This is a genomic window from Endozoicomonas sp. (assembly GCF_965196975.1).
GTDB lineage: Bacteria > Pseudomonadota > Gammaproteobacteria > Pseudomonadales > Endozoicomonadaceae > Endozoicomonas.
The window spans coordinates 4,874,393-4,900,297 of record NZ_OZ239981.1 but is presented as its reverse complement, the minus strand read 5'-3'; the positions used below and the strand labels follow the sequence as shown (position 1 = coordinate 4,900,297).

Sequence of the window (25,905 nt, the reverse complement as noted above, 5' to 3'; positions counted from 1 at the left end):
ATTGGAGTATGATTCGTACACCTGAATTTATCAGCTAGAAAGTGCTCAATAAACAGTCTCTTCAGGTCACTTAGACGACCTCTTCCTGTTGATGTAAGTCATGACTTTTCAGCCATTAAGTTTTATTGATTAAAGTCAATTAATTGAGTGGTGACTGACTTGCGTCAGGTCATCATCACACCTTCCCTGCACTGATAGCCTTCTCACAACTGATACGCCGCCTGGAAATGACCTGCGTTCTCCAACTTCCGGCTGCTATTTCAGAATCAAAAGCAATCGCAGTTGCGAGGAAGTCATGAGTATCAACGATATTATTCTCTATATCATGGTGGGGTTCATGGTGCTGGGCGCCGTGGATAAAATGCTGGGTAATCGCTGGGGCTACGGCGAAAAGTTCGAAGAAGGCTTTATGGCCATGGGTGCCCTGGCACTGGCCATGATCGGTGTTATCTGTCTGGCTCCCGTGCTGAACACCGTTCTGACACCGGTTCTGGCGCCCATCTATAACGCCCTGGGTGCTGACCCAGCCATGTTTGCAGGTACGCTTCTGGCGAACGACATGGGTGGCTACCCACTGGCCAAAGAGATGACCACAAACCCGGACATCGCCAACTTCTCCGGCCTTATCCTCGGTGCCATGATGGGCCCAACCATCGTATTCACCATTCCCGTTGCACTGGGCATTATCGCTAAAGAAGATACTCAGTATCTGGCTCGCGGCGTACTGATCGGCTTGACTACCGTACCTGTCGGTGCGCTGGTCGGCGGCCTGATCGCCGGTCTCGGTATCGGTACCATTGTTGTTAACCTGATTCCGGTTATTATCGTTGCTGCTGCTATCGCCCTGGGCCTGAAGCTGGCTCCACAAAAAATGATCGGTGGCTTTGAAGTCTTCGGTAAGGGTGTGGTTATTCTGATCACTGCCGCCCTGGCTGCCGCTGTGATTGAAGCCCTGACCGGTTTCGTCGTTATTCCGGGTATGGCTCCATTCTCTGATGGTGTTGCTACCGTTGGCCACATTGCCATGGTTCTGGCGGGTGCCTTCCCTCTGGTACACTTCATTACCACCAAGTTCAACAAACCTCTGATGGCCGTTGGCCGTTCCATGGGCATGGGTGAAACCGCTGCTGCAGGTCTGGTAGCTACTCTGGCTAACAGTATCGCCATGTTCAACATCATGAAGGACATGGACAACCGCGGCAAAATCATCAACGTTGCCTTCGCCGTCAGTGCTTCTTTTGCCCTGGGTGATCACCTTGGTTATACCGCCGCCGTCAACAGCGAAATGATCTCTGCCATGATCGTTGGCAAGCTGGTAGGTGGTGTTACTGCAGTAATCATCGCCATTCTGGTCACCAGAGATATGGCTGAAAAGCAGGGCTCACTGAAAGCCAAGCACGCTTAATCCCCATTGAGTGCTGTCGGTTCGCTGACAGCACTCTTTTTCATTTCGTCTGTTTCAGTTTTTCTATTGCCTCATTTCAAGTCGTAGAAAAACTCAAGCAGATGCCTCTAAACCGGAGCAGCCATGCGCGAAGAAATTCTCAGTGCCGGCATTGATATTGGTACCTCAACCACTCAGCTGGTCTTTACCCGGATGTTCCTGGAGAACGTCTCCCCGGGCGCCATGATTCCCAAAGTGGAAATCGTCGATCGTCAGGTTATTTACCGCAGCCAGGTTCACTTCACACCACTGCTTTCGCCAACCATGATTAATGCCGAAAAAGTTCGACAGCTGATGGAGCAGGAGTTCATTAATGCTGGCATCAATGCTGCTGATATTGATACCGGCGCAGTCATCATCACCGGTGAAACAGCACGCAAGGAAAATGCACGACAAGTTGCTGATGCATTGAGCCTTCTTGCCGGTGATTTCGTGGTTGCCACTGCTGGTCCGGATCTTGAAAGCATTATCTCCGGTAAAGGTGCCGGTGCCGCAAAACAGTCCTTTGACAGAAACAGTATCGTAGCCAATCTCGATATTGGCGGAGGCACTACCAATATCGCTACCTATGATGTCGGTGAAGTCATTGATACCACCTGTCTGGACATTGGTGGCCGCCTGATAAAATTTGAGAAAGGTGGCACTGAAGTTACTTACATTTCCGAAAAATGGCAGGAAATGACCCGCCGTATGGGCATGCCGGTGAAGGTCGGCGATCAGCTGAATCGAAATCAGATTGACCGGATCGTTCAGCGAATGGTGGAGATTCTCGAAGAGGTCATGGGTCTCAAGCCTGCAACGGATGATCTGGCATTTCTTATCGGTCGTGGCACCAGTGACCTGCATCGTAACTACCGTCTGGATCAGATCTGCTTCTCCGGTGGCGTTGCCGTTCACATCTATGATCAGGAACCTTCTGCTTCCGACTATCAATACGGTGATTTAGGCGTACTGCTGGGCAAGGCCATACGTCAATCATCGTTGTTTAAACATATTTCTGTTTTTGATGCGGTGGAAACCATTCGTGCGACGGTAATTGGCGCAGGCTCTCATGCGACAGATATCAGCGGTAGCACCATCAATTTTTCCCGTGATGTCTTTCCCATCAAAAACGTTCCGGCATTGAGACTTTCTCTCAAAGATGAGGTGCTGCCAGCCAGTGAACTGGCAAAAACCATCCACGAAAAACTGTCCTGGTTTGACCTTGAAACCGGTGCGCAACACGTTGCCCTGGCACTGAAAGGGCCAAGAAATCCGGATTTCCAGTACGTTCAGGAGCTGGCTGATATCATCATCAAGGGCATGGACGTAATGATTAAATTACCCCAGCCACTGATTGTGATTGTCGAAGAAGACTTTGGCAAAGTGCTGGGACAGAGTATTGAGGCGAAGCTGAAATACAGCAAAGACGTTATTTGTATCGACAGCATCAGTGTCAAAGACGGTGACTATATCGATATTGGCAAGCCTCTGGCAGACGGCAAAGTTCTGCCCGTTATCGTGAAAACACTGGTATTTGGTTATTGAGGTTCATCTGATGTCTGAGCAGGAACACAATCGGCTGTCCAAAATTTACACGCGTACCGGAGATAAAGGCACAACCGGATTGGGAGATCAAAGACGTGTATCAAAAACCCATGAGCGTATTGAAGCGATTGGAGCTGTTGACGAACTGAACACCTGGATGGGGCTGCTGATCAGTGAGCTGAAAGAAGTTCAGCTCATGCGTCACCGACTTCAAAAGCCATTAGAAAACATTCAGCACCGCTTGTTTGACCTGGGTGGTGAACTGGCCATGCCAGGCTACCAGTTAATCCAGGCTTCCTTTGTTACGGATCTTGAAACAACACTGGATGAATTTAACGACAACCTGCCACCTCTGAAGAATTTTATCTTACCCGGTGGATCCCGGCTGGCCTGCTACTGCCATATGGTCAGAACCATTTCCCGCAGGGCTGAGCGCAGAGTGATCGCTGCTAAAGAAGCGGGTGAAGCCATCAATCCTCCCCTGATGCAGTATCTGAACCGGCTTTCAGATCTGATGTTTGTACTGGCCAGAGTGGTTGCCAGACAGTCCGGTGGCGAGGTGCTCTGGCAGCAGTCAGAGAAGCAAAAGATTTAGTCATACATTTGAAGGCCACACTGTGAAAAAGCAGTTAATCAGAGAGTCAAACCTGCAGTCATTCTGCCAGGGGGATCAGCTCTACCTACAGCCCGGTTTCATTCTGTCACCAGGCGCTTTGGATAAAGCACGGGACCTGGGCATCAAAATCGTTCGTGATAACGCTGATTGCAGCAGCGATGAAATAGTCAGCCAGAACCAGCAGGAAACAGCCGTCGAAGCACCTTCGTCAGCATCACCTGCTGGTCACGAATTCATTATGCCCCGCCAGAGTCTGCTGGGCTTTGGATGTCTGAACCAGGGCATTGAACGACTAAAGGCACTTAACTGCAAAAAGGTGCTGGTTGTCACCGATGCAGTGTTGAATAAAACAGGTCTGGTGAGCTCGGTCACGGATCGCTTTGTTGCCAAGGGCATTGATGCCGTGATCTATGACGGTACCCTGCCTAACCCAACCACCGCCAATGTCAGCGAAGGGCTGACCATGCTCAACCGTCATCAATGCGATACTGTGGTGTCCCTGGGTGGTGGTTCACCACATGACTGCGCCAAAGCCATCGCCCTGCTGGCGACCAATGGTGGAGAAATCAAAGATTACGAAGGTGTGGATAAGTCCACAAATCCCTGCCTGCCCCTGGTCGCTATTAACACCACAGCAGGTACTGCTTCCGAGATGACCCGGTTCTGTATCATCACCAATGAGCAGACCCATATCAAAATGGCCATCGTTGACCAGAATGTAACGCCTGCCATTGCCATTAATGACCCGGAACTGATGCTTGGCATGCCTGCTGGTCTCACTGCCGCAACAGGTATGGATGCCCTGACCCATGCCATTGAAGCCTTCCTGTCCGCCAATGCAAGCCCTGTCACCGATGCTGTCGCCAGTAAGGCGATCAAGTTAGTTGCCCAATACCTGCCTCGTGCGGTTAAAGATGGCACTGACCGAAAAGCCAGAGAGCAAATGGCTTATGCACAATATATGGCAGGTATGGCCTTTAACAGCAGCGGTCTTGGCTATGTTCATGCCATGGCGCATCAGCTGGGGGGAAAATATGGTCTGCCTCATGGAATTTGCAATGCCATTCTGCTCCCCCATGTCATGACCTACAACCTGCCGGTATCCGCCGAGAAACTCTCGGATGTTGCCCGCTATCTTGGCTGTGATGTCTATGGACTTGGTGCTCAGGAAGCAGCCGTGCTCGGTATTAAAGAAGTTTGTCGACTGTTACTGGAAGTTGGTGTGCCAGCCAGCCTTACAGAACAGGGCGTTAAAGCAGAAGATATTCCAGAGATGGCTATCAATGCATTGAAAGATGCCTGTGCAGCAACAAACCCAAGACAGGGAACTCAAGCAGAGATTGAACAAATCTTTAAAAATTCACTGTAACTTATTGATAAATAAATATATCTATCAATAAGTTACAGAAATTATCATGGCATAATCGTCCTGATAAATCAGCCAAACTAAAACATGCTAAAGTTAGAGAATGATTTAAATGTCAAGGATGACGATCAAAATGGATAATACAGGTGGAATAGGAGTTCTCAGAGCATCTCAAATAGAGCAAATCAACAAGTTAGCATCCGGGAAAGGGAATGGAGATAAAGTCCTTGTCGCCACGCTAAAGGGTCGTAAAGTTAAGTTTTCTGCGGTAAAAGCACCAAAAGCAAGCTCCAAATCTAAGCAATCGAAACCCATCAAAGGGGCAGATGAAGCCATCAAAAGGCTGGGAATAAGGGACCGTAAGTCGATCACAGTCTCCGAAGCCAAGCAATATATTCAAAGCCTAAAAAAGGAATATGATCTCGCTAGAGGCTCCGCAGTGTACAAAGCATTAGTAGAGAAGCGATCAAACTCTGAAATTAGTCTATCCGATGCTTCTGCTGATTCCCCTCCACCTTCTACCGACCCTAGAATAACACCACCACCACTGCCCCCCCGTACACCACCACCACTGCCCCCCCGTACACCACAAAGCAGTTTATTGAGTAAACAGCAGAGCCACTATCAGTCAACAACAAGTGTTGATAGTGGCTTAGGGAATAGTATTTCTGGTTCTACTCAGTCATTGGATTCCCTCGTCTCTGATCTCTATTCAAGTGAGGATAAACAAACTACTTCTTTATCGAAAGAAGTCACTCAATTGGTTAACGATGGAAAATATAAACTTGCACATCAACAATTAGCTCAGGAAAGTCTTCAAACCATAAAAGGCCGTCACATCAAAGATGGAAGATGGAAAAGGTTTGGCTATAAAGATCAGGCCATAGGAAATGTACCTTTGCCGAAAAAAACAGCCTTGAAAATTGATGGCAGTTATATCCCCGCCAACAAAATCACTTTACACAATGCTAACTATATAGCCATCCAGGCACCTCAAACTGGCTACGGAGGGGATATCTGGAAATCAGCTATCGACTCAAGCAGCAGTATCATTTGTGATTTGACCGGAGATAATGACAAGGCTGGCTTTCGCAAAGGAGGGCCTATTGATAAATACTACCCAACCAATGAGAACAGAGAAATCAACTTTAACAATGGAGTTAAAGTGATATTTAAAGGACAGGCTCAAGGAAATGGGTATACAAAGACAAGGTACGAGGTCACCGATCCGAGTGGCAAAACCAGGATGCTACGAAGATATAATTATACTGAGTGGCCGGATCACGGAGTACCAAGTGAAAAAAGCGGTAAAGACTCGCTACTCCAGTATATAAAAGCACTGAACACTCATCAGAAAAGTCCAGATTATACAGGCAACACGATGGTACACTGCACCGCAGGCGTTGGCAGAACCGGAACGCTCATCGTGTTAAATGAAATGTACCAGGACATACAGTCCGGAAAATATAAAAATCAGACGGAAGTCGATAAAGCAGTATTCGAAGCTATTCAACAAGGAAGAAAAGACCGAGGACCCGCCTTTGTCCAATCAGACAGCCAGATCGAATTTATCATGGATATCGTTCATACATGGCAGGATCAGCAGAGCAGGGGAGAGGCATTAATCCCCTGACATAGTGACAAAGCCTGAGTAACATCATCATGTGGTGGGTGACGTATATATAGACCACCCACCCCATACTAACCACTAAGCAAGTTCTTTATTCAGTGCTACAAAGTAATCCGCAGCTTTTCGCAAATGGCTACCGGTCCAGCAAAACATTTCACCATCCACGAGTTGAGTTCTGGCAGAAACCCCCAGTTCGGTAAATTCCTGACAATGCTTCTCTTTAAATGGATAAGGCTCAGAAGATAAAAGCAGCATATCCGGCTTCAATGCTTTTAACTGCTCAATAGTCACCTCAGGGTAACGATCCAGATCCGCAAATACATTCTCCATACCACAAAGCTTCAGCATCTCATTGATGAAAGTACTACCTGCTGCAACGCGATAGGGCTTTCGCCAGATAAAATAAGCCACACGAAGCGTCTTTTCAGAACTCAGCAGAGCCATTTTGGTTTTAATGTCACTGACGATGGCGTTGGCTTTGTCTTCTGTGTTTGTTAACTGGCCCACTGAAGCGATCATGGCCAGAGCATCATCCAGATTATGAATATCACAAAGCCATGCTGGGTATTTCTGCCGGAGTTGCTCAATGCCCTCTTTGTAGTTCTCTTCCTTGTTACCGAGGATTAGATCCGGCTGCAAGGCATCAATAGCTTCAAAATCAAACGTCTTTGGACCACCAATGACCGCTTTTTCTTTACGTGCCCACTCCGGGTGAACACAGTAACGTGTTACGCCAAGAATCCGGTCTTCCAGACCGAGATCAAACAACAGTTCTGTCATTGATGGAACCAGAGAGACAATCCTCACCGGCTTATCACTAACACTTACTGGATACTGCATCTGATCTATAAACTGGCGGGACATTCTCATGACCTCAATATTGATGTGCCGGACTGGATATTAAAAAGCCCACTTGCCAAAGGCAAATGGGCTTTGCTGTATCACTTTAAACCGTTGTTTAAAGCAGCTTCTGGAAGAACTCTTTGGTGGGTGACGGTATCACGGTCTTGCCAATCAGCATACCGGCATCCCTGGCTGCCATCACACCAGCATCAACCGCCGCATTCACGGCAGAGAGCTCACCGGTCATCACGATAAATGACTTACCACCAATGGCCATGGCCAGGCGTACTTCAATCATTTTAACGTCGGCAGCCTTGGCAGCAGCATCAGCCGCAATCACTGCAGAGGCAACACTGAAGAACTCAATAACGCCAACCGAATTTACCTGGCTGATATCGTTAGAACCACTGAGTCCTGCCAGCAGTTCATCATGGATATTGGCAATCAACAGACGATCGACAATCGTCTGGCGACCCACCTCTTCACCGGCTTCAACTGAAGCCCTGACGGCCGCTACATCACCGGACACAATGATCAGATATTTGCCAGGGCAAATGGTTTTGGCTTCTTCCAGACGGATATCCGCAGCCTTGGTCATGGCGTCCGCGGCTTCCATACCCTTTGCAATGCTGGTGAACTCCAGCAGACCTAATGCTTTACTCATTCTGTTTATCCCCGGGCAATAACCACCTGACGCTCATTAACATCAACGACCTGTCCATCCATGCTGGCATGAATCATCGAGCCTAACTGCCCTTCAGGTGTTGCACCGATTAACTGCCCTTTAACCACCCGATCACCAACACTCACCACAGGCTGGCTGCTGGCACCAATATGCTGGCGAAGTGACACACTGACTTTCTCCATCACCACTTCACGGAAGTCATGCATTGGCTGATGGTCATAGTCGTTCAGATCCAGACGTGAAATCAGTCTGGCAGGAGGCACTTTCCTGAACTCACGACCATCACGGGCAATAATGTCACTGCCGTCGTGCTGATAGCGAATACCCTTCTCACGCAGTTTACCGGCAATGTAGAAGTTCACTTTGCGGGGAGAAATACCCATCGGACAGGAGTACATTTCACATACCCCACAGCCGCAGCAGAGCAAGGCTTCCTGATGGCTTTCATTAATGTCCTCGGCATACTTCACCGCTTTCATCATCTTGTGCGGGTGGAGAGGATGACCGATCAGGTATCGTGGACACTGTTCCGTACAAAAGTCGCACTGGATACAGGCTCTGGCACGGTTCAGGATCTGGGTTTCCGTTTCAGTCGCCCGGGTAACCAGATAATGATCTGCCGGGATAACGATCAATGCACCATCGGTTTTGGTAATGGTCATCCCCGGCAGCTGATCTTTATTGATCATACCGCCCATCATGGGGCCTCCACGGATAATGCAGTAATCACTGATGGTGGTACCGCCAGCAGCTTCAAGGCAATCTTCAAAAGGTGTGCCCAGAGGAACTCTGATCAGCCTGGGTTCTTTGACTTCGCCCAGAACAGAAACGTATTTATCCGTTACCGGACGCCCCTGGCTGGCTTCAAACACATTGATCATGGTCATCACATTGGAGACCACACAACCAACATTCAGTGGAATACCACCAGGTGGAACGGAACGACCAGTGACTTCAAATACCGTCATCTGCTCATCACCTGCAGGATAGAAATTCTGCAGATCATGAATTTCAACGTCTGCTTCCAGACGGGCAATGGTTTCCTTCAGACAGGCAACTTCTCGGGCGTATTTCCCCTTAACGGCAATAACCGCTTTACGTGCCTTAACCTGTGCTTTGGTCAGAAGGATACCGCCAATCAGTTCAGCGGCTCTTTCCCGCATCAGAAACTGATCGGTCTGCAGCAAAGGCTCACACTCTGCGGCATTGATAATCAGGTATTCAGCTTCAGCGTTTAATTTGACGTGGGTAGGAAAACCGGCACCACCGGCACCGACCACTCCGGCCTGTCGGACAAGTTCAACGAGATCCATGGTCTTTCCGGAATAGTGATAAAAAAGAAGGTGAGGCCGCAGAGCACGAACCTCACAAAACAGGGTTAACAAAAAGTGAACAGATAATATCGTTTGTGAGCCTGGGAGCCCCTGTGTCAGGTCAATATCAGGGCATTATCAATTATTGACCTGTATCAATAAGATCAAGTGCAATGAACTTAATAAGTGCATTATTGTCTTACCAAGGTGGAACCTAAGTATTAAATTTCCCAATGAATATAGATTCTTCACGCCCAAGTTCTCCTAGGCTTGAGAACACCACCGAATCACCACATAAAAATCAAGTCCAAAAAAAATCTGGAAGCAAGCCTGACTCCAGTTCTCTCGGTGCTGTTGGAGGTTCATCGATACACCACCGGAAACCTGAAATTGTATTTAATCCGCCCTTATCTTCTCCAGAACCTGAGCTAGTTCCCAAGCTGGATCCTCAGTTTGTTACAATAAGAGACGCCGTTATTTACTTCGATAAAAAACAAAGTTTCACTGAAGCGGAAGAAAAGCTCAGTAGGGACGAATTGGAGAAAATGAAGAGAGAAGATCCAGAATTTTTTAGATGTCTGGAAGGACAGTATGAGCCTGATTTACCTATGGAAATCAAGCTCATGATGGGAATGGACAAACTTTTTGATACAGCTAACATGCCTGGAAAGGAAAAACAGAGAAGAAAAGATCGGGCAGCAACTCATATTCATAAGGAGTCCCAGAGAGCAGAGAAAAAATTACATAAACAAGGAATGGCAAAATCTGTAAACTTTTGCACAAGATTATTATTGGAAGAATTCTGGCTTGGAGAGATAAAAAAAACACTACCTAATAGAAGCTCTGATCAAACTCTTTGTGACCTTAATGAGCTGATTCGGTTAATTGGAAATCTCAAAACCAGACATGAATTCCTGCCTGGTTTACATGCGGAAGCCTTGAGACAGAAAATTTCTGTTTTAATTAGCTTAGGAAAGTGGAGTGATACTGCTACTCATTTAGAGATATTGATCAGACGGTTTCCGGAATATATTGAAGTAAGTGATACTCTCTCTCTTTGTACTATTTATCTGAGTGGAGATTCATCAAACCGAGAGCTTGCGGCACAATTCAACCCAGAAAAATCTTTTTCATGCCTCCACTTATTGCCTCATACAAAAAAACAGCAGGCTTACTTCGCATCAACATTCCCTCAGTATACATACCTATATGAAGGCCTGCGTAAGATTATAAAAGGGTCCGGTGAATATACCATAGAATACCTGAATCTTGTTAAAGGTGAGTTAGCTAACTGCAAAAAATCTAATGAACTCTTTTCCCCGATTATTCTTCCTGCTTTATCTGCACATTTACATACTCAGCGAGGCATTGTAGATCTGGCAATGGATGATATTAATCAAATTAAGCAGCTCTCAACACCCCTTGCTGACTATTATCAAGCACGTTTATTTCATTGGAAAAAAAACAGGAGCTCCGCTTTACAGCTATATTACAGCCTTACCAAACAAAGACTACCTGTATATAAAGAGCTATTTGATATATTCATTGAGCAAAATGACTTTAAGCTTGCAGTAGCGACCGCATTTTCCGCTGAACACTTTTACAGTAAGCACCACTGTGTTAGGGAAGCAGCCTACTGGGGGTTATTGGCAGAAGAATATGATCGACTGGAAAAAGCCTCTTCAACAAAAACTGCTCAGAAACTGCAAACTCAGCAGCGAGAGAGAACTAAAACTCAAACACAAGAAGACGTTGAAGATAGTATACTGAATCTCAAAGAGGAAGATACTGTTAGCAAAGAACCGAGCAAAGTTGAAAGTAAACCGCCTTTAATGCCAATGGATGTTAAACCAAAAACAAGAAAGCCAGTGCAACCATTCCAGAGTGCAGAGGATCATTACTATCAAGCACAATCAATGATTCGAAAATATAAATACGACTCAAGGTCAAATATAACTGAAGAAGATATTTCTGATAAATTTAAAACGGCGCTTCATGATTACCCTGGTGACTTATGGCTCCGGCATAGCTCCGGATGGTGGCATTTCGAGCAAAACGAACACCCAAAAGCCAAAGAAGATCTGCTCAAAGGGCTTCAAATTGCGTTGGGCAGAAAGCCCACTTGGAATGTCCCAATATCAACTCAGCAGCAAAGAAAGTTAGTAAGAATAATTTTATCCATGTTTATCGAACCGTTCGAAGGTAGCAAAGTTTCAATGGATCCCGAAGCATACAAATATCAAGCCAGAGATATCGCAGCCTTCCTCACTGCCTATGCGCATATTCTCGTAGAAGAGGGTTTAACTGAAGAGGCCTCACAATTCAGAAATGCAGCGGACCGGCTTGATGATAGAAGAGGCGCTAAAGCACAGGCTCGACTGCACACAATGATTGAATCAAAAATCAGAGTTCTACCACGAGAACTTTTTGAAAAACAACAACAAGCTGTGGGGATATTAGGATAATAGAAGAAAAAATCGATGGAAACATTCAGCTAAATTCGCGTAGCTGAAACCGTATTTACGGGAACAATACCATCGAATAACAGATTCCAATACGGACTCTTTTTCTGGCTTGGGTGCACTTCAACTTCCCTCCACTCCATATCCATTCCAGCTTCTCTGAATGCCCACTCATAGGTCTCTGGTAGAATATTATAGTTTCTAATTGGGTTTGACAGCCCATCAATATGGACATCAACTGGACAGCCATCATAGTCGCCATCGCGATCAGCAGTATACTCTTTCCAAAAACCATATGGTTTGTATTGCTCACCGCCAGAACGTTCGTAAGGGTTATTCAAAAAGCCAATAAATACACCGCCTGTCTCTAAGTGGCTTACGAGCGACTGACAATACAGTAAGGTTTCTTCTGGAGTCTTAGGGAAGTTCATAATGTAGGAGCCAAGAACCAATGAACACTCCCCTTCACCTTTGGTATCCTGCAGGCAAGCGTTATCGTAGGTAATCAGAGGATTGTAAGACGCACTATCCTCTTTGGCTTTTTGAATCATGCCCGGTTCGCTATCAATTGCCAAAATACTGGCAGCCCCCAGATCAATCAGCATTCGACTGTAATACCCAGTTCCTGAGCCAAAGTCCCCAACCCGTTTTCCCACAAGTTGAGTATTATTGTCCAAAACTGCCTGAAAAATACTCCAGCGCTCTATCCACAAACGAAATGGTCTCAGCTTCTCCTGAGCATATTCTTCAGCATCACCGCTCATTGCTGAGCAAATTCTTTCCATATCAGCCTCCCCGAAATGACAACCTGCTCAAAGATGTTCTGCCCTGAGCATAGCAAGGGATGATTATCAGGAAGGTATAAATCAATTTACGTGTTTATAGGTCTTAGGGGGTTCCATGGTTTGAATTGGCCTCACACCATGGAACATAAGCGGACTACCCAAAAGATTAAAGAAAGGAAGAGACTTCTCTTATACCAGCTCAAGGCCTTCTTTCATACGCAGGAAATCTTTTGCCAGCGGGGTAATCAGGGCTCTTTCCTGAAGCCTGATTTTCCGATACCCCTGCTCATAACAGGTCCGAAGGTCCTTTTCCCCAATGACTCGCTGCTCAAGGTTAAAAACACCCTTATCTGCAAGCTTTGGCTCAACATAGGGTCTTTCTTTCGGAGCACTGACCTGGTAGACCACTTCATTAACAGAAGCAGTTTCTGGCTTCTCTGGTGTATCAACACCAGTCAGAGCATCAGACAGACTGTCCAGTGTCACTACTGCCATACCAAAAGAGCAAAGCGTTGCTTCCTTATCCTGGAAAACCTGGTAAAAGGCAGGATTAGCCGTATCACGAAAACGACGATAGGCAATACCCTCTTCCAGAATATGAACTGTTTTACCCAGCAGCAGGCTCTCAACAATCACACAGCCTTCACTGCCCCGTTCCAGCCCGATCGTCAGGGCTGACAACAGACTGTTGGACAGGCTGGCCAGAATAATATGGTCATACTTTGCCGGTTGCGGACGCTCATCATTCTCTCGATCAGCAGTAAACGACAGTACGTATTCATGGCCCAGAGCCAGCTCCAGCTGTTGTCGGTTATCGCAGTCACCGACCACCAGCACAGACTGATGAGCTTTCCTGGCTTCTGTTGCTCCCTGCAGAGCCAGCAGCTGTTCCATCACCCGTTTGGCAATCAATTCAACCAGTGCATCGGTATTCATTACGGTTTTCCTTGCTTTATGATGCCAAAAGCTTTTCTGCTTCTAATGCGCTGATTGCAATGCCCAGCGGCGTCACCAGGAACGGATTTTCCGGCTTCCAGGTGGTTACGCCCGTCTGCTTTTCCACAATCTGCTCAAACTCCGGCAGGCAGGTTGTGCCGCCGACCAGATAAATATCCTTTACGTCGTAGCCCTGAATGTGCTGATGAACAATGGAGCCCATCTTCTCAATCACCGGACGGACAATGGCCACCACATCACGATGGTTCGCAGAATCTTTTTTCTGCTCTTCTGCTTCTTCAAAGCTGGTTTTATAGTGACCCGCCAGTACAAGTGACAGATGCGTGCCACCGGTCGCTTCGTCTGCGGTATAGATCACTTCGCCGTCTTTAAAAATAGAAAGTCCGGTTGTCCCACCACCAATATCCACCACAGCACCATTTCGAATGCCAAGTACCCGATTGGCAGCGGTGGGCTCATCCAACATATTCACCACGTCCATACCTGCGCCCTCCACCACATATCGATGCGTTTTGCAGACCGACTCTGGTGTATTGGAAGGCATGGCAATGGCTGCTTTTTCCAGGGAGACCTGCAGACGTGTCTCCAGATTTTCCTTGAGCTGACGGACAATATTCAGCGCACCGATGTAATCAACGACCAGACCATCCTTCAACACCTGGGCAAACTGCATTTCCGTGGCAACTGGCTCACCATGATGATCCAGCACCACCAGAACGATGTAGGCAGTACCAAGATCTACACCCACCACCAGCTTGTCAGCATCGGTAACCTGTGCAGTGTGTGTCAGGCTATTCTCCACTTTCTGGATCAGCTTGCTGACGCGCTCAGGATCAAATTCAGACATAGTCGTAAATCACGTTAGAACGCTGCCCGTTCCCCGCTGCCCGTTTCCCGTAAAAATGTCTTTGCTTTTACGGGAAACGGGCAGCGGGGAACGGGCGGCGCTTGTTAAAATTAACCGGCGATCAATTCGCCTTTCGCATTGGCCGGTAGACCAACCGCATTGGCTTCATCAAAATCAATATGCATTGCCAGAGAAAAGCTGTCTTTTACCCTGACCAGAACTCGATGGAAGGTAACCGGACGATCCGTTTCAATCCGAACATCCACTTCCTGCTTGTCCTGAACTCCCAGACGCTGCGCATCGGCAGTGGTCATGTGGATATGGTTACGGGCAACAATGACACCCTTATCCAGCTGTACCATACCTTTGCCGGAATAAAGGAATACTCCGGGGGTACCGGAAATATCTCCGGACTCTTTCAATACTGCATTAACACCCAGCTGACGGGCATCAGTGCGGGAAATTTCCACCTGACTTTCTGGGCGGGCTGGCCCAAGTACCGCGACATTCTCAAAAGTACCCTTTGGGCCAATCACGGTGACACGTTCTTCACACAGATACTGACCTGGCTGGGAGAGTTCACGAGCGGGGGTCAACTGGTGACCAGCACCAAATAACGCTTCTACGTCTTTCTGGCACAGGTGAACATGGCGGGCAGAAGTTTCAACAGGGATTTCTTTCTTGCTGCTTTCAGCCTCTAAAGACGACAGAGTCTGCGCAGTGCATTCAACAATCACCTGATCAATAATTTCTTTCAGGAGTTGTTCGTTAACGAGGGTATTCACAGCGATGTCTCACAATCGGCATTGGCCATATGGCCAATGTTAAGCTGAAGAGCAGAAGCACAAAGACTGGGAAAACCGCTTTTCTACGTGTCCTTATGCTCCTGCAGTGAGTAATAGAAAATTACTCGCCTTTAGCCTGAGGCAGGATCACTTCAACTTCGCCGTGTGGACGCGGGATAACGTGTACGGAAACCAGTTCACCAACACGCTCAGCAGCCGCAGCGCCAGCATCAGTAGCCGCTTTAACAGCACCAACGTCACCACGAACCATGATGGTTACCAGACCACTACCGATGTTCTCTTTACCAACCAGAGTCACGTTCGCAGCTTTAACCATAGCGTCAGCAGCTTCGACAGCAGCAACCAGACCTTTAGTTTCAACCATGCCCAGAGCGTTAGAGATAGCCATTATTTGTTTCTCCTGATGGTCTCCCGGGGGAGACGTTTTAATACGTTAAAAAGTTATGTTTCATCTGAAAGCACTTAAAGTGCTTTCAGCTTTTCAATCACCATGCGGGTGATTGCTTCAATATCCAGTTCTGTTACTGCAGCAGGCACCTGAGCAACTGGAGCTTCTGGCTCACAGATGCCATAGGCGACATAGCGCTTGTTAAACAGATGCAGAGGTGTCACGTTGTCTGAAGTGGCTGAACCACCCACACTGCCACAACCCAGGGTAAAGGCGGGTGGAAGACCAGTGGTTGCTCCAACAGCACCATGAGTCGATGGTGTATTCACCACTAATCGGGAAACCGGCTTCTTCAGTGCAAATTCACGAACCAGATCATTGTTCTGAGTGTGAATCGCCAATGAGTGACCAGCACCTTCGTAATTCAGTAACTCAAGGCAAAGTTCACAGGCTTCATGAGCATCATTTGTCCGGTAGAAACCGAGCAGTGGCGACAGCTTTTCCCAAGAGAATGGATGTTGCTTACCAACACACTCACGCCCCTGCTCAGCCACCAGAACACGGGTAGCAGCTGGAATTTCCAGGCCAGCCATGCGAGCGATTTCTACCGCAGGCTTACCGACGATACGAGCGTTCAGTGTGCCTCTTGGACCAACAATCACTTTCTCAACCCGAACGGTTTCTGTCTCGTTCAGGAAGTAGCAGCCCTGGGCAATCATTTCTGCCTTAACCTGATCAGCGATCACATGTTCAGTAACCACATGCTGCTCAGATGCACAGACGGTTCCGTTATCGAATGTCTTGCTCATCAGGATGTACGACACTGCTTTCTTGATACCTGCAGTTCGTTCAATAAAGGCCGGTACGTTACCCGGACCAACACCCAGAGCAGGATTACCAGAACTATAAGCAGCCTTAACCATGGCAGAACCGCCAGTGGCGAGAATGATGCCTGTGCCTTCATTCTTCATCAGCTCACTGGTGCCTTCCAGCGTTGGCTGAGTCATTACAGAGATCAGGTCAGCAGGTGCGCCCAGACTCTGAAGCGTTTCTCTCAGCAGGCGCACGGTTTCACTGATGCACTTCAGTGCCGATGGGTGTGGGCTGATGATGACCGCATTACCTGCCTTGATGGAGATAATGGATTTATAAATCGCAGTCGACGTTGGGTTGGTCGATGGTACAAGACCAGCAACCACACCGTAAGGCACAGCGACTTCCTGCATTTTCTTCGCAGGGTCTTCAGCAATGATGCCGATGGTTCTCATGGAGCGAACAGATTCAGCAAGATGCTTACTGGCAATCATGTTCTTGGTGATCTTATCCTGAACTTTACCAAAGCCAGTTTCTTCAACCGCCATTTCAGCCAGACGGCTGGCATTGGCGGTTTTCAGACAGACATCCGCCGCTTCCACCGCCGGGAGGAAGCCAAATGTTTCTATAAACCCTGCTGCCTCTTGTGTTCTCATCGCCAGCCCCTCCATCGTGTACTCTTAAAGGCCAATCAGAAGTGCTTTGGGTTATCTGCAACAAACTTCACCGCATCGGCGAAAGCATCACAGGCCGCTTTACAGGCAGACTGGCTACCAGTGAGCAGAGCGCCACCAAAGTTGGTCTCTGAAGGAGGCTCAAACAGCTGGCATAACTGGACATCCGCCGCCTTCATGGCTGCATCCAGTGCATACATGGCTTCCAGAGGCGGTGCAATCAGGTAAGCCAGCGCTTCACCTTCATTAATTTCAGCCAGACCGGACAGGAAAGAACCGGTACGTGAAATGCACTGAGCGAAATAGGCAATGCTGTCATCTTCATTCGCGCTGTAGAATGAAAACTCATTTTCAATAAAATCGATGGCGACATTCAGACCACTGCGAACTTCGGCCGGACTTGGGCCTGCCAGCATACCGATGACTTCACCAGCCAGCTTGCTGTTTGCGTTGGCAGCACCACCATAGAAGCTCTTGCCCATGACAACACTGACTTCAGCGTTCTTGCACGCTTCATCCAGTGCGCAGTAGGTCACGTCATCCGCATCAGCAGTCAGGATACCCAGACTCTTCCAGCCTTTTGGCATACCCAGCTTTTCAGCCATTTTTGCATCGACGTTGGGAATCATTTTTACGGCCAGTACACTGGCACCCAGACGATCACCTTTCATTGTTCTACTCCTCTATACCCAAAGATCAGAAACGGAAACCAACACCGCTGCACTTCTGCTCAAACATCTTCTTAACGATGTTGGCAATGTGTGCACCCGCTTCAGCAGCAGGGGTTCCGCGACGATGGATATTGGAGATTACGGTACGGCCTGCTTCGGCCATGCCCACTGTGCCTTCATAGGTGATGTAGGCACCCATGGATTCACCCGTAGCCAGACCTGGACGCTCACCCACCAGCATGACCGTTACCTTGCTGTTGGTCAGATCAGTCAGATGATCCATGGCACCCACACGGCCAAACTTGATGAATACGGTGTCACCAACACTCAGGCCATAACCTTCCAGACCCTGCTTCATTGCAGGCAGGATGTTTTTCAGGTTGGCGGTAATGGCACTGGAGGACAGACCGTCAGCAATCACAATCTGAACATCCGCACCCTTGCGACACTCAGACTGAATTTTGGCCACGCCCTCATCACTGATCATACGACCCAGATCAGGACGAGTGACGTACATGTCTTTGTCTTCACAGCGTGAGGAAACGGCGACCAGGCCGGCTTCAGTAACGAACTCTTCAACGACTTCGTTGAATACAGAGTCGATGGCAACGGCATGGTCAGCACGAAAACGCAACATGGTTTCCGTCTTGTAACGTGGACCGGCCTTACCAATGCCAAGACGAGCTGGAGTCTTGGCCTTGAGCTTCATGTACTCAGCCTTGTTCTCCGCATTTTCTACGGCGAAGAAGTCAGACATTTCAGTAGCGGTAATGTCATACAGCTCGCTGTCATCAACGTTAGAGACAGCGGTTTCTACCTGACTGGTGACAGAGCGAACAACCTGTTCCTTGCCGGCATCAGAAAGGTCAATTTCCTTCAGGACTTTGCCAATCAGGTCTTTCAGATCATTTTCAGAAATCATGGTGAGCCCTCATTACTTCAGGAAAATAGAAGCGTCGCCTGCTTTCGCAGTCAGACGGCCATTTTCCATAATGCCCATACGCTCACACCAGGCTTCGAATTCTGGAATCGGGCGCTTATTGAATAGCTCACGCATGGTGGCCACATCGTGATAACCGCTGGTCTGGTACATCAGCATGATGTCGTCACCGGCAGGAATACCCATGAAGTAGGTACAGCCAGCAGCAGTCAGCAGTGTCATCAGGGATTCGTTATCGTTCTGGTCGGTCTTCATGTGGTTGGTGTAACAAACGTCGACACCCATTGGCAGACCGTGCAGTTTGCCCATGAAGTGATCTTCCAGACCGGCACGGATAACCTGCTTACCGTCGTACAGGTACTCAGGACCGATAAAACCAACTACGGTATTGACCAGGAATGGCTTGTAGCGACGGGCAAAACCGTAGCACCGGGCTTCCATGGTGACCTGATCTGCGCCGTGGTGAGCATCAGAAGACAGTTCAGAACCCTGACCGGTTTCGAAGTACATAACGTTAGGGCCAGTACAGGTACCCTGCTTGAGCATCATGTCGTTGGCTTCTGCCAGATGACCGGCATTGAAACCAAAGGCTTCGTTACCTTTCTGAGACCCGGCTATAGACTGGAAGATCATGTCGGCAGGCGCACCGCGCTCAACCGCTTCCATCTGTGACAGTACATGGGCCAGTACGCAGTTCTGGGTCGGAATCTCAAACTTCTGCTTGATCTCTTCGAACTGGTGCAGGCAGCGGTAGATACTGTCGGTAGTGTCGTCTACTGGGTTCAGACCGATAACCGCGTCACCAATACCGTAGGAAAGACCTTCCAGCGTAGAGATACGGATACCGTCTACGTTATCAGTGGTGTGGTTAGGCTGGAGACGGGCGGCCAGAGTGCCACGACGACCAATGGTGGTATTACAGGTGGCAAGCACATCCATCTTGCTCGCTGCATAAATCAGGTCGCCATTGGTCATTAGCTTGGCGACCGCAGCGATCATTTCCGAGGTCAGACCACGGCTGATACGACGGATATCAGTGCTCTGGGCTTCATAAGAAAGCAGCCATTCGCGCAGTTCACCGACAGACCAGTTTTTAATTTCGTTGTAGATGGTTTCGTTGACATCATCCTGAATAATCCGTGTAACTTCGTCGTCTTCATAAGGAACGACCGGATTATTGCGGAGATCAGACAGCAACATTCGGGACAGGACGTCCTTAGCCGCTACCATCTCAGTAATTGATTCGGCGGCTATGCCCGCCAGTACGTCGCCAGAACGCTTTTCGTTGGCCTTGGCGAGTACTTCTTTAATGCTGGAAAAGCTGTAGACCTGGGTGCTCTCTCTGAATGATTGAAACAATAGTGCTCTATTTTCACAGCTACTATGGGAACACCACTCATAATAGTTAACTGTCATGCCCGCTTCTGTTATTTCCAGCTCTACCAAAAGCATCGTTTTGCAAATTGAAGTTTCTATAGATTCAGGCAACATGCTGAATCTTGAAGATAGTTTACAGCGTGCACTCAATGAAGCCGGGCAGCTTGGAACAAAAGAGTTATTGGGGCTATTTGAATCACCCAATAAAGAACCTATCGTCGTTAATCAGCAGAAGTGGAACTACAAAGGAAAGGTTCTTAAGCACTATGAAACCTTATACGGTCGTATACCTTTGGAGCGCTCCGTATATCAGGGTGTCAGAGGTGGCAGTACTCTGGCAGCACTTGATCTTCGTGCCGGTATTATTGGTTCAGCTACCCCCAAATTTGCCAAGTCTATCGCCTGGAAATACAGCCAGATGCCAGCGCCTGCGGTAAAAGAAGATTTTGAGACCAACCATCAAAGGACGCTTTCAAATTCTTATATCAAGCATTTATCGGACAGAGTAGGTGCATTAATTGAAGACCAGCAAGACACTCACTACCACCTTCCTCCACTAAAAGAGCCTGTTGAAACAATAGCCATTGGTCTGGATGGAACCTGCATGCTGCTTTGTGAAGAAGGCTGGAGGGAAGCCATGTGTGGGACATTGAGCCTATATTCTGCAGATGGAGACAGGCTCCACACGATATATACAGCCAGTTCGCCAGAGTATGGTAAACAAAGCTTTATGAGCAAGCTCGACGAGGAGATTGCAGATCTAAAACGACTCTACCCAAATGCCACATACATCGGGGTAGCTGACGGGGCTAGAGAAAACTGGAGTTATTTGAAACAACATACCTCTGGGCAGATACTCGATTTTTATCATGCATCTGAATATTTAGCTGGAGCAGCGGAAGCACTGTTTCCAACCAGTAAGGCGAAGCGACACCAGTGGCTTGAAGACAGGCTACATAGTTTGAAAAACAAGCGTGGAGCAGCCAAAAAAATCCTTCAGGAAATTGAATCAGCCGAGCTCCCGAAAAAGACAATCGCACTGACAGAGAAGCGCTACAAAGCTGTGAGCTATTTTACAAACAATCACCAGTTAATGAATTATCATCAGGCGCTTAAACGCCATTGGCCAATAGGTTCAGGAGTTACTGAAGCGGCTTGTAAGACTCTGGTAAAGCAACGATTATGTGGTTCTGGAATGAGGTGGAAAGCAACAGGAGCGGAAGTGCTTTTGACAACAAGAGCACTGATCCAGAGTAAGGGGCGCTGGGAACAACTTTGGTCTGAGTTCATGACTGGAAAGGTTGAAGCTAACCTATGAGTCAGTTATCAAATTGAGAGAGCACCCGTAGACCTTTCCAAACAGTTTGGTTTTAAGAAGCATGAGGAGCCTGTGCCTCGAGTTTGAATGAGTTAGCGCAGCAAGGCTACCCAAATGAGCACGAGACCGGCTTGATATGTGTCAGCGAGCACCCATCAATAAAAAGTGACACAAATCAATAAAATCGGAGCACAGATATCCGTTTTTTGCAGCTGAAGAACATAAATGATCAGGATCAAATTCCAACAGACAAAACAGCATCAATAAACGGGAAAAAACATGACCTGCATCAAATTACAGAAGTAAAAAGTCCGAACCAGACTGCTGGTATTTTTCTAGAGGCAGTATCTGTCCACAACGATTATGATCATCGATGTCATGTAAAGGAAAATTATGTTTGGAGAAACAATGACATCTGCACCATGTCAATAACTGTCGAAAAAAACCATACATTCATCACTGATTGCCTGACAATTGATTGCACGATAGTTTTTAATTAAGTATATATCCGACTCTCAGAAATTTACCCAAATCTCGCGATAACAATAAAGCCCAATGGAGCTTCGGAAGTATGTTTAAGCGACTATCGTCCTTTACTCGCCCACTTTTTTTATCAGCCCTGGTTTTGATAGCAGGATTCTCCGCTAACGACACCATGGCCACTACCTCGCTTGAGAACTTCAAACTGACCGTTCTCACTGAAAACTACCCTCCTTTTAATATGAGCATTGCCGACAAGAACTTTGCCAGGGATGCCGAGATTGATGGTATTGCCACAGACATCGTTCGTGAAATGCTCAGCCGTGCAGATGTTGATTACACCATGACCCTGAGATTTCCATGGAGCAAAGTGTATGGACTGGCGGTGAACGGTAAAGACTTTGCCGTCTTCTCAACTGCGCGGCTGCCAGAACGTGAAGACAAGTTCAAATGGGTTGGGCCTCTCATTGAGAACAAGTACAAGGTATTCGCTCTCGCCAACAGTAAAATCTCCATCAAGAGCTTAAGTGATCTCAATAAGTACAAAGTGGCGAGTGTGAAAGGCCATGCTGTTACCAGCCTGCTGAAGAAAGAAAGTATCCAGTTTGAAGAGAGCCTCAAAGAAGACGCCAATGCCCGCAAACTGGCTCGAGGCCAAATTGACCTCTGGGTTACCGGAGAATTCAGTGGTTACTATTATGCTCAGAAAGAAAGCATTCCAACCATCAAACCAGTGTTTGAAGTTGGTTCTACCAATGACTACCTGGCTCTGAACCCTTCTGTCCCAGATGAAGTAGTCAAACGTTTGCAATCCGCCCTGGATACCATGAACAGTGACGGTACCGTTGAAGAAATTTTCAGCGCTTATCGTTAATCAGAAGTCCATAAGAGAGAAACAGAAACACAAAGACTGAACCAAGCACGCTTTGCGTTTCTGTACCTTTTGCTCTCATGGCTATTTGTGGTGAAACCAGATACATCGATTATTGCTGCTGACTCTGCGGGATGTAGTTAACAGGTGGCGGGAATTTTTCCAGAAGACTGTTGACCGACTTTGTTATGTACTCTCTCTGCTCTTCGGGTGACATGTCCGACGTCAGTCGTTGACTGGCAATACCCTGCCAGATGACATGATTATTGGCAGGGTCAATAACATTCAATGTCAGGCGCCCTACCTCATAACTGTTTACCACAACTTCAGAGGGCCAGTTGGTCATCATCCATGGGTAAGGGCCATAGTAGAAGCCATTGTTATATGAAGTACCTTCCAGTTTGGACTTTTCAGTAAAGCCCCAGCTCAGCCACATGCCTGCCTGTTGAGCGGGCACTTCCTGCAGCCCTTTTGCAGCCAGATCCTGTGAAACCTGCAAGTGAACTCGTTGAGCCATCAGGCTCATGATCCGGTTATCCTTATCCCTTCCTGGCTGGAACCATGCCCATGTTGTCATGGATGGCCAGTTAATCTGATGGTTATAGTCCCAGCTCACTTCAGGCTTGGCGGCACAACCTGTCAGGAAAACAGCTAACAGAACAAACGGGATAAGGTATTGCCTCATTTCACGCTCCTGATAAACAACATCGGGTATTGAGTAGATGCTAGTCGACCGTTAAGTGACCTTTATCGTAGTAAGCGGGGTCATGCCAGTGCTTGGTGATATGCGCTTTACGTTTCTCAAGACAATGGTGCAACTTACTCAAATACTCTTGCTTATCATGTTCTGAAAGGCCTTCATCATCTTTTGCTTCCAGCCAGGCACTTTCTGCCTCTTGAAACTCAATATCCAGCTCTTCCAGTTCTCTATACCGATTCATAACAACCCCGACTGTAAATAAAAACCCACCAGCACTAAGCACTCAAATCATCAGGCACTTAATGGAGCTCGGTAAGACGCTCAAGTAACTGCTCTGAGCTCTCATGAACCAGGTCTTTATTGATGTGATCTCCCAATGGCACATGTTTCTCTACCAGAGGCAGTATTTCACCCAGTAGTTTTGGAGGCGCACAAACGCGCAGGGTCTCAAACTGGTGCAGGTCATGGGCATGATTAATAGACTTGGCCAGCATATGGGCGAAGTTGACAGACTCATTGACTTTGGGCGAGTTATCCGTGCCCACCATACGGACATTACCGCCAATGGATGATGTAACCGAATGGCCGGGACCTGCCGTCACGAACTCATGCTTTTTCCATCGGCCTTCTTCATGATCAATATGATCAACCAGATCAAGTTCTCTCTTGTGTCGGTCAAAACGATAGACCTTGGCTTGGCTGTTATCAGCAACCAGTACCCAGGATGATGCCATGAGTATGCACCTCTAAACGGCTCGCGAAGTACGATAACTGTCCAAAGATAGTTCGTAACTATTCAGCACCCTTCATATAAATCTGGAATTTTCTGATTTTTCGACCATCATCTTATACTCAATTTTTCTAACAAATCTCCAGTATGGAACCAGACTTCCCAGCTACTCCGTTTACCGAAGCTCTCCTTAAAGAGAATGAAGAGCTTCGGACCGAGAATGCGCTTTTACGGGAACGTTGCAGCGAACTGGAAGAAAGGGTTAATAAAAACAGTCAAAACAGTAGTAAGCCACCATCGTCAGATGGTTATCAAAAGCCCAGTAAAAAAGGGAGTGATAAAGGTGATACATCTTCCAAAGAAGCCCCCTGCTCCTCACAGGAAACACCGAACCCCAAAAGCCTTAGACCATCTTCAGGCAATAAACCAGGTGGCCAGAAAGGTCATCAAGGCTCTTGTTTGAGACGTGTCGCCTTACCCGATTATGTCAGGCATCTGAAGGTTGAAAAATGTTGCTGTTGCCAGTCTTCGCTTATCGATATTAAACCCACCAAATACATTGAGCGACAGGTTTTTGATCCAGGTAGACCCGGAGAATTTGAAGTTACCGCGTACTGGGCAGACGTTAAAGTATGTCCTTGTGGTAAACGGAACACCGCTGAGTTTCCCCAAGGAGTGAAAGCCGCTGCTCAATACGGAGAAGTGACTCAGGCAATGGCTGTTCATTTAAACCAGTATCACTTCATCCCATATCACCGGGTGTCTGAGTATTTCAATACTATTTATTGCATGAGTGTCAGCGCAGGCTCTGTTGCCAATTTTGTTGCCTATACCCATGAGAACCTGGCCTCTACTGAGCAGAGTATCCGCGATGCTTTACAAGAAAGTCCGGTTGCAGGAGCGGATGAAACTGGCATGCGGGTTGACGGTTCACTGTGGTGGTTACACATTATGCGAGATGACCAATGGACGCTTTACTACCTCTCAGAAAGGCGAGGTTGTGAAGCAATGGATGCAATGGGCATCCTGCTGACTTTTGCAGGCATTCTGGTTCACGATCATTGGAAGTCCTACTTTGCCTATGCGGCAGTGCATGTGCTTTGTAATGCCCATCATCTGAGAGAGCTTCAGGGAGTTGTCGATAGGGATGCGAATAAGCTGGCTCTGCGGCTGATGAAATTGCTTACGCTCTCCTGGCACTTCTGCAAGAAATACAAAGCAGCCGGTCTGACTCAAATGCCTGGTGCAATACAGCTTCGCATTGAGACGATATACGACCAAATCCTTCAAAGGGCTCTCACGAAGGAAACCGCTTATATGGAAAAACAACGACAGGTGCTTGGACGTAAGAAGGTCAGGAATACCAAGGCCTACAACCTGTTCAAAAGGCTTATTGAGTTTAAGGTTGAAACGTTGCGCTTCATGTCGGACTTTTCAATTCCCTTCGATAACAATGGCAGTGAACGTGATGCCAGGATGGCCAAACTTAAGCAGAAGATCTCAGGCTGCTTCAGAAGCGAAGACGGAGGTACCATGTTTACCCGAATCCGAAGCTATTTATCATCTGCTAAAAAGCAGGGGTTGAACATATTTCAGGCGCTTCTTAAAGCGGTTCGAAATTACAACAATACGCCTTTGCTGGGTGCTGAATAGTTACGATAG

At 47.6% G+C, this 25,905-nt stretch carries 24 protein-coding genes; 9 read left to right on the top strand and 15 right to left on the bottom strand.

Translation table 11 applies throughout. From position 1 onward, the window contains the following. The first annotated feature begins 295 nt into the window (after positions 1 to 295). The 5 genes from eutH to ACOCLE_RS22000 all read left to right on the top strand — a co-directional run bounded on the left by eutH (position 296) and on the right by ACOCLE_RS22000 (position 6,586). Complete coding sequence (gene eutH, locus ACOCLE_RS22020; RefSeq protein WP_020582508.1) at positions 296 to 1,405, top strand: ethanolamine utilization protein EutH; 1,110 nt, start codon at positions 296 to 298, stop codon at positions 1,403 to 1,405. A 123-nt stretch (positions 1,406 to 1,528) separates the two neighbouring features. Further along, positions 1,529 to 2,971, top strand: a complete 1,443-nt coding sequence (gene eutA / locus ACOCLE_RS22015) for an ethanolamine ammonia-lyase reactivating factor EutA (RefSeq protein WP_419534254.1) — start codon at positions 1,529 to 1,531, stop codon at positions 2,969 to 2,971. Between the two features lie 10 nt (positions 2,972 to 2,981). Further along, positions 2,982 to 3,566 (top strand): cob(I)yrinic acid a,c-diamide adenosyltransferase, encoded by a 585-nt coding sequence (locus ACOCLE_RS22010; protein ID WP_419534253.1) that lies wholly within the window; start codon positions 2,982 to 2,984, stop codon positions 3,564 to 3,566. Between the two features lie 259 nt (positions 3,567 to 3,825). Next, positions 3,826 to 4,956 carry an iron-containing alcohol dehydrogenase gene (locus tag ACOCLE_RS22005; RefSeq protein WP_419537252.1) on the top strand — a complete coding sequence of 377 codons (1,131 nt, stop codon included), beginning with the start codon at positions 3,826 to 3,828 and terminating at the stop codon, positions 4,954 to 4,956. Between the two features lie 130 nt (positions 4,957 to 5,086). After that, on the top strand, positions 5,087 to 6,586 hold the full coding sequence (locus ACOCLE_RS22000; protein WP_419534252.1) for a tyrosine-protein phosphatase: 1,500 nt from the start codon (positions 5,087 to 5,089) through the stop codon (positions 6,584 to 6,586). A gap of 75 nt (positions 6,587 to 6,661) precedes the next feature. Here the strand turns inward: ACOCLE_RS22000 and ACOCLE_RS21995 are convergent, their stop codons facing one another. The 3 genes from ACOCLE_RS21995 to ACOCLE_RS21985 all read right to left on the bottom strand — a co-directional run bounded on the left by ACOCLE_RS21995 (position 6,662) and on the right by ACOCLE_RS21985 (position 9,424). Continuing rightward, on the bottom strand, positions 6,662 to 7,363 hold the full coding sequence (locus ACOCLE_RS21995) for an ABC transporter substrate-binding protein (protein WP_419534251.1): 702 nt from the start codon (positions 7,361 to 7,363) through the stop codon (positions 6,662 to 6,664). A gap of 178 nt (positions 7,364 to 7,541) precedes the next feature. Beyond that, the gene (locus ACOCLE_RS21990; protein WP_066015340.1) at positions 7,542 to 8,090 is read right to left on the bottom strand and encodes a BMC domain-containing protein; all 549 of its coding nucleotides are present in this window, start codon (positions 8,088 to 8,090) and stop codon (positions 7,542 to 7,544) included. A gap of 5 nt (positions 8,091 to 8,095) precedes the next feature. After that, complete coding sequence (locus tag ACOCLE_RS21985; RefSeq protein ID WP_419534250.1) at positions 8,096 to 9,424, bottom strand: 4Fe-4S dicluster domain-containing protein; 1,329 nt, start codon at positions 9,422 to 9,424, stop codon at positions 8,096 to 8,098. A 233-nt stretch (positions 9,425 to 9,657) separates the two neighbouring features. Here ACOCLE_RS21985 and ACOCLE_RS21980 point away from each other — a divergent pair, with 233 nt between their 5' ends. Next, a complete protein-coding gene (locus ACOCLE_RS21980) occupies positions 9,658 to 11,889 on the top strand; it encodes a hypothetical protein (protein WP_419534249.1) in 2,232 nt (743 codons plus the stop codon). Between the two features lie 29 nt (positions 11,890 to 11,918). Here the strand turns inward: ACOCLE_RS21980 and ACOCLE_RS21975 are convergent, their stop codons facing one another. From ACOCLE_RS21975 to ACOCLE_RS21935, 9 genes are all read right to left on the bottom strand, one after another. After that, positions 11,919 to 12,671 (bottom strand): class I SAM-dependent methyltransferase, encoded by a 753-nt coding sequence (locus tag ACOCLE_RS21975; protein ID WP_419534248.1) that lies wholly within the window; start codon positions 12,669 to 12,671, stop codon positions 11,919 to 11,921. Between the two features lie 189 nt (positions 12,672 to 12,860). Beyond that, on the bottom strand, positions 12,861 to 13,607 hold the full coding sequence (locus ACOCLE_RS21970; protein ID WP_419534247.1) for a hypothetical protein: 747 nt from the start codon (positions 13,605 to 13,607) through the stop codon (positions 12,861 to 12,863). A gap of 16 nt (positions 13,608 to 13,623) precedes the next feature. Continuing rightward, complete coding sequence (eutJ, locus tag ACOCLE_RS21965) at positions 13,624 to 14,475, bottom strand: ethanolamine utilization protein EutJ (protein ID WP_419534246.1); 852 nt, start codon at positions 14,473 to 14,475, stop codon at positions 13,624 to 13,626. Between the two features lie 110 nt (positions 14,476 to 14,585). Then, positions 14,586 to 15,260, bottom strand: coding sequence for a phosphate propanoyltransferase (pduL, locus tag ACOCLE_RS21960; RefSeq protein ID WP_419534245.1), 675 nt, complete (start codon positions 15,258 to 15,260; stop codon positions 14,586 to 14,588). Positions 15,261 to 15,381: 121 nt separating this feature from the next. After that, the gene (gene eutM / locus ACOCLE_RS21955; RefSeq protein ID WP_020582521.1) at positions 15,382 to 15,669 is read right to left on the bottom strand and encodes an ethanolamine utilization microcompartment protein EutM; all 288 of its coding nucleotides are present in this window, start codon (positions 15,667 to 15,669) and stop codon (positions 15,382 to 15,384) included. A gap of 74 nt (positions 15,670 to 15,743) precedes the next feature. Beyond that, positions 15,744 to 17,138 carry an aldehyde dehydrogenase family protein gene (locus ACOCLE_RS21950; RefSeq protein WP_419534244.1) on the bottom strand — a complete coding sequence of 465 codons (1,395 nt, stop codon included), beginning with the start codon at positions 17,136 to 17,138 and terminating at the stop codon, positions 15,744 to 15,746. A 35-nt stretch (positions 17,139 to 17,173) separates the two neighbouring features. After that, complete coding sequence (gene eutL / locus ACOCLE_RS21945) at positions 17,174 to 17,827, bottom strand: ethanolamine utilization microcompartment protein EutL (RefSeq protein WP_020582524.1); 654 nt, start codon at positions 17,825 to 17,827, stop codon at positions 17,174 to 17,176. A 25-nt stretch (positions 17,828 to 17,852) separates the two neighbouring features. Further along, a complete protein-coding gene (eutC, locus tag ACOCLE_RS21940) occupies positions 17,853 to 18,749 on the bottom strand; it encodes an ethanolamine ammonia-lyase subunit EutC (RefSeq protein ID WP_066015347.1) in 897 nt (298 codons plus the stop codon). Between the two features lie 12 nt (positions 18,750 to 18,761). After that, positions 18,762 to 20,183, bottom strand: coding sequence for an ethanolamine ammonia-lyase subunit EutB (locus ACOCLE_RS21935; RefSeq protein ID WP_419534243.1), 1,422 nt, complete (start codon positions 20,181 to 20,183; stop codon positions 18,762 to 18,764). Here ACOCLE_RS21935 and ACOCLE_RS21930 point away from each other — a divergent pair. Continuing rightward, complete coding sequence (locus ACOCLE_RS21930; protein WP_419532972.1) at positions 20,182 to 21,462, top strand: ISKra4 family transposase; 1,281 nt, start codon at positions 20,182 to 20,184, stop codon at positions 21,460 to 21,462. The two genes, ACOCLE_RS21935 and ACOCLE_RS21930, sit on opposite strands and share 2 nt — an antisense overlap. Before the next feature lie 655 nt (positions 21,463 to 22,117). Next, complete coding sequence (locus ACOCLE_RS21925) at positions 22,118 to 22,816, top strand: substrate-binding periplasmic protein (RefSeq protein WP_419534242.1); 699 nt, start codon at positions 22,118 to 22,120, stop codon at positions 22,814 to 22,816. Positions 22,817 to 22,925: 109 nt separating this feature from the next. On the opposite strand, the gene ACOCLE_RS21920 is transcribed toward ACOCLE_RS21925, so the two are convergent. Genes ACOCLE_RS21920 through ACOCLE_RS21910 form a run of 3 tightly spaced genes read right to left on the bottom strand, consistent with a single transcriptional unit; the run spans position 22,926 to position 24,247 of the window. Continuing rightward, the gene (locus ACOCLE_RS21920) at positions 22,926 to 23,498 is read right to left on the bottom strand and encodes a DUF4136 domain-containing protein (protein WP_419534241.1); all 573 of its coding nucleotides are present in this window, start codon (positions 23,496 to 23,498) and stop codon (positions 22,926 to 22,928) included. Positions 23,499 to 23,538: 40 nt separating this feature from the next. Then, positions 23,539 to 23,754, bottom strand: a complete 216-nt coding sequence (locus tag ACOCLE_RS21915; protein WP_419534240.1) for a hypothetical protein — start codon at positions 23,752 to 23,754, stop codon at positions 23,539 to 23,541. Positions 23,755 to 23,812: 58 nt separating this feature from the next. Further along, a complete protein-coding gene (locus ACOCLE_RS21910; protein WP_066015352.1) occupies positions 23,813 to 24,247 on the bottom strand; it encodes a host attachment protein in 435 nt (144 codons plus the stop codon). Positions 24,248 to 24,390: 143 nt separating this feature from the next. Here ACOCLE_RS21910 and tnpC point away from each other — a divergent pair, with 143 nt between their 5' ends. Then, positions 24,391 to 25,896 carry an IS66 family transposase gene (gene tnpC, locus ACOCLE_RS21905; protein ID WP_419532963.1) on the top strand — a complete coding sequence of 502 codons (1,506 nt, stop codon included), beginning with the start codon at positions 24,391 to 24,393 and terminating at the stop codon, positions 25,894 to 25,896. Positions 25,897 to 25,905: the final 9 nt, after the last annotated feature.